Origin of the sequence: Streptomyces sp. NPDC058459 (assembly GCF_042721685.1) — a bacterium.
Taxonomy (GTDB): Bacteria; Actinomycetota; Actinomycetes; order Streptomycetales; family Streptomycetaceae; genus Streptomyces.
Genome location: NZ_JBHXLV010000308.1, coordinates 1 through 5,297, shown reverse-complemented (window position 1 = coordinate 5,297; position 5,297 = coordinate 1). Strand labels below are relative to the sequence as shown.

Genomic DNA, 5,297 nt, shown 5'->3' with positions numbered 1-5,297 from the left:
CACCTGTGCGGGTGCGTCCAGCAGGCGGACGCCTGCTGGGTGAGGGGCACGTGCCGCCGGTAGTCTGGCCGGGAACCCGCCGGACAATGAGGTCCGGCCTCCCGGCCCACGTCGAGAAGGTAATTCGGGCTATGCGCATTGGTGTCCTCACCTCCGGCGGCGACTGCCCCGGCCTGAACGCCGTCATCCGGTCCGTCGTGCACCGAGCCCTCGTCGACCACGGCGACGAGGTCATCGGCTTCCGCGACGGCTGGAAGGGTCTGCTGGAGTGCGACTGGTCGAAGCTCGACCTGGACGCCGTCAGCGGCATCCTGGCGCGCGGCGGCACGATCCTCGGCTCCTCCCGCGTCCGCCCGGAGCACCTGCGGGGCGGGGTGGAGCGGGTCAAGGGCCATGTCGAGGAACTCGGGCTCGACGCGATCATCCCGATCGGCGGTGAGGGCACGCTGAAGGCGGCCCGGCTGCTGTCGGACAGCGGGCTGCCGATAGTGGGCGTGCCCAAGACCATCGACAACGACATCGCGGCGACCGATGTCACCTTCGGCTTCGACACGGCCGTGGGGGTCGCCACCGAGGCGCTGGACCGGCTGAAGACCACCGCCGAGTCCCACCAGCGGGTGCTGATCGTGGAGGTCATGGGCCGCCACACCGGCTGGATAGCGCTGAACTCGGGCACGGCGGCCGGCGCGCACGCCATCGTGGTCCCGGAACGGCCCTTCGACATCGAGGAGTTGACCCGCCGGGTCGGCGCCAGGTTCGAGGCCGGCAAGCGGTTCGCCATCGTGGTGGCCGCCGAGGGCGCCAAGCCGCGTCCCGGCTCCATGGAGTTCGACGAGGGCGGCCGGGACATCTACGGCCATGAGCGGTTCGCCGGCATCGCCCGCCAGCTCTCCGTGGAGCTGGAGCAGCGGCTCGGCAAGGAGGCGCGGCCGGTGATCCTCGGGCATGTGCAGCGCGGCGGCACCCCGACGGCGTACGACAGGGTGCTGGCAACCCGGTTCGGCTGGCACGCGGTGGAGGCGGTGCACCGGGAGGAGTTCGGCCGGATGACCGCGCTGCACGGCACGGACATCGTGATGGTGCCGCTGGCCGAGGCGGTCAGCACCCTGAAGACGGTTCCGGCGGAGCGGTACGCCGAGGCGGAGTGCGTGCTGTAGCGGGCGGTGCGGGGAGCGGCGGACCCCGCTCACGGGCGGGCGCGGGGGCGCCCGTACCCTGAGTGCGGACAGAAACCGCTCAACCCCCACGAAACAGGAGCCGCCGGATGGACCACAGCGGGCACGGCATGGTGCCGGAGCTGCCGCCGTTCACGCTGGGACGGGGGCTCGTGTGGTCGGCGGACCCGTTCTTCCTGGTCGCCTGCCTGGCCGGGCTCGCCCTGTACGGCTGGGGGGTGCTGCGGCTGCGGCGGCGCGGGGACGCGTGGCCGGTCTCGCGGACCCTGTCGTACGCCGTCGGGGTGCTGACCATCGCTCTGGTGATGTGCACCCGGCTGAACGACTACGGCATGGTCATGTTCAGCGTGCACATGGTGCAGCACATGGTGATCAGCATGCTGTCGCCGATCCTGATCCTGCTGGGCGCCCCGGTGACGCTGGCGCTGCGGGCCCTGCCCACGGCCGGCCGGGGAAACGCCGGCCCGCGTGAACTGCTGCTGGCGCTGCTGCACAGCCGGTACATGCGGTTCATCACCCATCCGGCGTTCACCATCCCGCTGTTCGTCGCCAGCCTGTACGCGCTGTACTTCTCGCCGATCTTCGACTTCCTGATGGGGTCGAAGGCGGGGCACATCGGCATGATGGTGCACTTCCTAATGGTCGGCGTGGTGTTCTTCTGGCCGATCATCGGTATCGATCCGGGCCCGCACCGGCCGAACCATCTGATGCGGATGCTGGAGCTGTTCGCGGGCATGCCGTTCCACGCCTTCTTCGGCATCGCGCTGATGATGGCGTCGGAGCCGATGGTGGAGACCTTCAAGGACCCGCCCGCCTCGCTCGGCATCGACGCGCTCTCCGACCAGGGCGCGGCCGGCGGCATCGCGTGGGCGTTCAGCGAGATCCCGTCGGTGCTGGTGCTGATCGCGCTGCTGTTCCAGTGGTACCGCTCCGAGCAGCGGCAGGCCCGCCGCAAGGACCGGGCGGCGGACCGGGACGGCGACCAGGAGCTGACGGCGTACAACGCCTACCTGGCCTCGCTGAGCGCGCGCGAGAGCTGACCTCGCACGGATCTGCCCGGCCACCGGAGTGCCGGTGGCGGCGGAATCGGGGCACGATGGTGGTGGAAGGACCACGAGGAGGGTGCCGCGATGCCCGGTTCCATGCGAGGTTCCAGCAAGGCGGACGGTGCCACCAGGGCGATGGGGGCGCTGACCGTGGGCGGTCTGGTCGTCGTCACGGCGTACACGGTCGCGCTCGGGGGCAACGGCTGGCTCTGGTTCGGCTGGGTGGTGCTCGGGCTGCTGACGGTGGCGCTGGCGGTCACACAGTCGTAGGGCGCCGCGTCGCCGTGGCGGGGGTGGGCGGGCGCGGCTGATTACAGTGGCCGCGTGAACAGCAGGGCCGCGTCCTTCGACGACCTCGACCGCAACATCGTCACCGCGCTGATGGCGAACGCCCGGAGCAGCTTCGCCGAGATCGGCGCGGCCGTCGGACTGTCGGCCACGGCGGTCAAGCGGAGGGTCGACCGGCTCCGGGAGACCGGGGTGATCACGGGGTTCACGGCGACCGTGCGGCCCTCCGCGCTCGGCTGGCGCACGGAGGCGTACGTCGAGGTCTACTGCGAGGGCGCCGCCCCGCCGCGCCGGCTCGCCGAGGTGGTGAGCAACCATCCGGAGATCACGGCGGCCATGACGGTGACGGGGGGCGCGGACGCCCTGCTGCATGTGCGGGCGCGGGACGTGGAGCACTTCGAGGGCGTCCTGGAGCGCATCCGCGCCGAACCGTTCATCCGGAAGACGATCAGCGTGATGGTGCTGTCCCACCTGCTCCCGGAGAGCCCCGAGGCCGGCGCCACCCAAGCCGCGCCCGAGTGATCACGGCTCAAACCCGCCTTACGCGCAGGTCTCGTGCGTTCTGCCCGGTGGATGCGCAACGATGCTGCGTCAGCACGCAGCTTTCGTCGCTTGTCGCACCTCAGCTGGACTTCCTACCGTGGTGTCACCGCCGTGAGTGACACACTGGAAAGCGGAGGAAACCCTCTGTGGCCGAAACCCGTGCGCAGCGCCCCCGGCGCTTTCTGGTCTGCGAACCGAGGCACTTCACCGTGCGGTACGCGATCAACCCCTGGATGCGCCCCGACACCCCCGTGGACGTCGGTCTCGCCCGGTCCCAGTGGCGGACGCTGGTCGACGCCTACCGCGCCCACGGCCACACCGTGGACGCGGTCGACCCGGTGCCGGGCCTGCCCGACATGGTCTTCGCCGCCAACGCCGCCTTCGTGGTCGGCGGCCGGGTCTTCGGCTCACTGTTCCACGCGCCCGAGCGGCGCGCGGAGTCGCTCCACTACGACTCGTGGTTCAAGACGGCGGGGTACGACGTCCACCGCCCGCTGGCCGTGACCGAGGGCGAGGGCGACCTCGTGTGGACCGGCCGGTACGTGCTGGCCGGCACCGGTTTCCGCACCACCCGCGACGCCCACCGCGAGGCGCAGGAGTTCTTCGGGCACCCGGTGATCACCCTGACCCTGGTGGACCCGTACTTCTACCACCTGGACACGGCGCTGTTCGTGCTGGACGACGACAACGTCGCCTACTACCCGGAGGCGTTCTCGGAGGGCAGCCGCGAGGTGCTCCGGCGGCTGTACCCGGACGCGGTGCTCGCCACCCGGGACGACGCGATGGCGTTCGGCCTGAACTCCGTGTCGGACGGCCGGCATGTCTTCATCGCCCCCCAGGCCGAGGTGCTCGCCGAGCGCCTGGCCACGCATGGCTACGATCCCGTGCCCGTCGATCTGTCGGAACTGCACAAGGCAGGCGGCGGCATCAAGTGCTGCACTCAGGAGATCCGCTCATGACCGCACCCGCGCACGCGCGCACGTCCGCCGATCTGATCCGGGCGGAGGAGCCGGTCCTCGCGCACAACTACCACCCGCTGCCCGTCGTCGTGGCACGGGCCGAGGGCGCCTGGGTGGAGGACGTCGAAGGCCGCCGGTACCTCGACATGCTGGCGGGCTACTCGGCGCTGAACTTCGGCCACCGCCACCCGGCGCTGATCCAGGCCGCGCACGACCAGCTGGACCGGCTGACCCTGACCTCCCGCGCCTTCCACAACGACCGGCTGGCGGAGTTCGCGGAGCGGCTCGCGGCGCTGACCGGGCTGGACATGGTGCTGCCCATGAACACCGGCGCCGAGGCGGTGGAGAGCGGCATCAAGGTGGCCCGCAAATGGGCGTACGACGTGAAGGGCGTGCCCGAGGGGCAGGCCACGATCGTGGTCGCGGCGGACAACTTCCACGGCCGTACGACGACGATCGTCAGCTTCTCCACGGACGAGACGGCACGGGCCGGCTTCGGCCCCTTCACGCCCGGATTCACGATCGTGCCGTACAACGACCTGGCCGCGCTGGAGGCGGCGGTCGACGAGACGACGGCGGCGGTGCTGATCGAGCCCATCCAGGGCGAGGCCGGGGTGATCATCCCGGACGAGGGCTATCTGACCGGGGTGCGGGAGCTGACCCGGCGCACGGGGTGCCTGTTCGTCGCGGACGAGATCCAGTCCGGGCTCGGCCGCACCGGCCGCACTCTCGCCGTCGAGCACGAGTCGGTGGTGCCGGACGTGCTGCTGCTGGGCAAGGCGCTGGGCGGCGGCATCGTGCCGGTGTCGGCGGTGGTGGCCCGGCGCGAGGTGCTGGGCGTGCTGGGTCCCGGTGAGCACGGCTCCACCTTCGGCGGCAACCCGCTGGCGGCGGCGGTCGGCACAGCGGTGGTCGAGCTGCTGGAGACGGGCGAGTTCCAGCGTCGCGCCGACGAGCTGGGCGCGGTCCTGCGCGCGGGCCTGGAGGCGCTGCGCGGGCACGGGGTGACCGGGTTCCGGGCGCGGGGGCTGTGGGCGGGCGTCGACGTGGACCCGGCGCTGGGCACGGGCCGGGAGATCAGCGAGCGGCTGATGCGCGAGGGCATCCTCGTCAAGGACACCCACGGCTCCACGATCCGGCTCGCTCCCCCGCTGACGGTGACGGCGGACGAGCTGCGCTCCGCGCTGGGCACACTGGAGAAGGTGCTGGGGCAGGCGATCTGAGCCGGGGGGCCGGTGCCTCTCCAGCACCGGCCCCTTCCGTTTCACCCGGCGGCGAGCAGGCCC

6 protein-coding genes are annotated in these 5,297 nt (G+C 71.5%); all 6 read left to right on the top strand.

Annotation, left to right across the window (positions count from 1 at the left end):
- The first annotated feature begins 131 nt into the window (after nt 1-131).
- The 6 genes from ACFWN1_RS31420 (at nt 132) to rocD (ending at nt 5,234) form a co-directional block, all read left to right on the top strand.
- Complete coding sequence (locus ACFWN1_RS31420; protein WP_384369547.1) at nt 132-1,157, top strand: 6-phosphofructokinase; 1,026 nt, start codon at nt 132-134, stop codon at nt 1,155-1,157.
- 107 nt (nt 1,158-1,264) lie between these two features.
- Nucleotides 1,265-2,215, top strand: a complete 951-nt coding sequence (locus ACFWN1_RS31415) for a cytochrome c oxidase assembly protein (RefSeq protein ID WP_384369544.1) — start codon at nt 1,265-1,267, stop codon at nt 2,213-2,215.
- 90 nt (nt 2,216-2,305) lie between these two features.
- Nucleotides 2,306-2,491 (top strand): hypothetical protein, encoded by a 186-nt coding sequence (locus ACFWN1_RS31410; protein ID WP_384369541.1) that lies wholly within the window; start codon nt 2,306-2,308, stop codon nt 2,489-2,491.
- 54 nt (nt 2,492-2,545) lie between these two features.
- A complete protein-coding gene (locus tag ACFWN1_RS31405; protein WP_384369538.1) occupies nt 2,546-3,031 on the top strand; it encodes an Lrp/AsnC family transcriptional regulator in 486 nt (161 codons plus the stop codon).
- Nucleotides 3,032-3,198: 167 nt separating this feature from the next.
- Nucleotides 3,199-4,011 (top strand): dimethylargininase, encoded by an 813-nt coding sequence (gene ddaH, locus ACFWN1_RS31400; RefSeq protein ID WP_384369534.1) that lies wholly within the window; start codon nt 3,199-3,201, stop codon nt 4,009-4,011.
- Complete coding sequence (gene rocD, locus ACFWN1_RS31395) at nt 4,008-5,234, top strand: ornithine--oxo-acid transaminase (protein ID WP_384369532.1); 1,227 nt, start codon at nt 4,008-4,010, stop codon at nt 5,232-5,234. The genes ddaH and rocD overlap by 4 nt, the downstream gene beginning before the upstream one ends.
- Nucleotides 5,235-5,297: the final 63 nt, after the last annotated feature.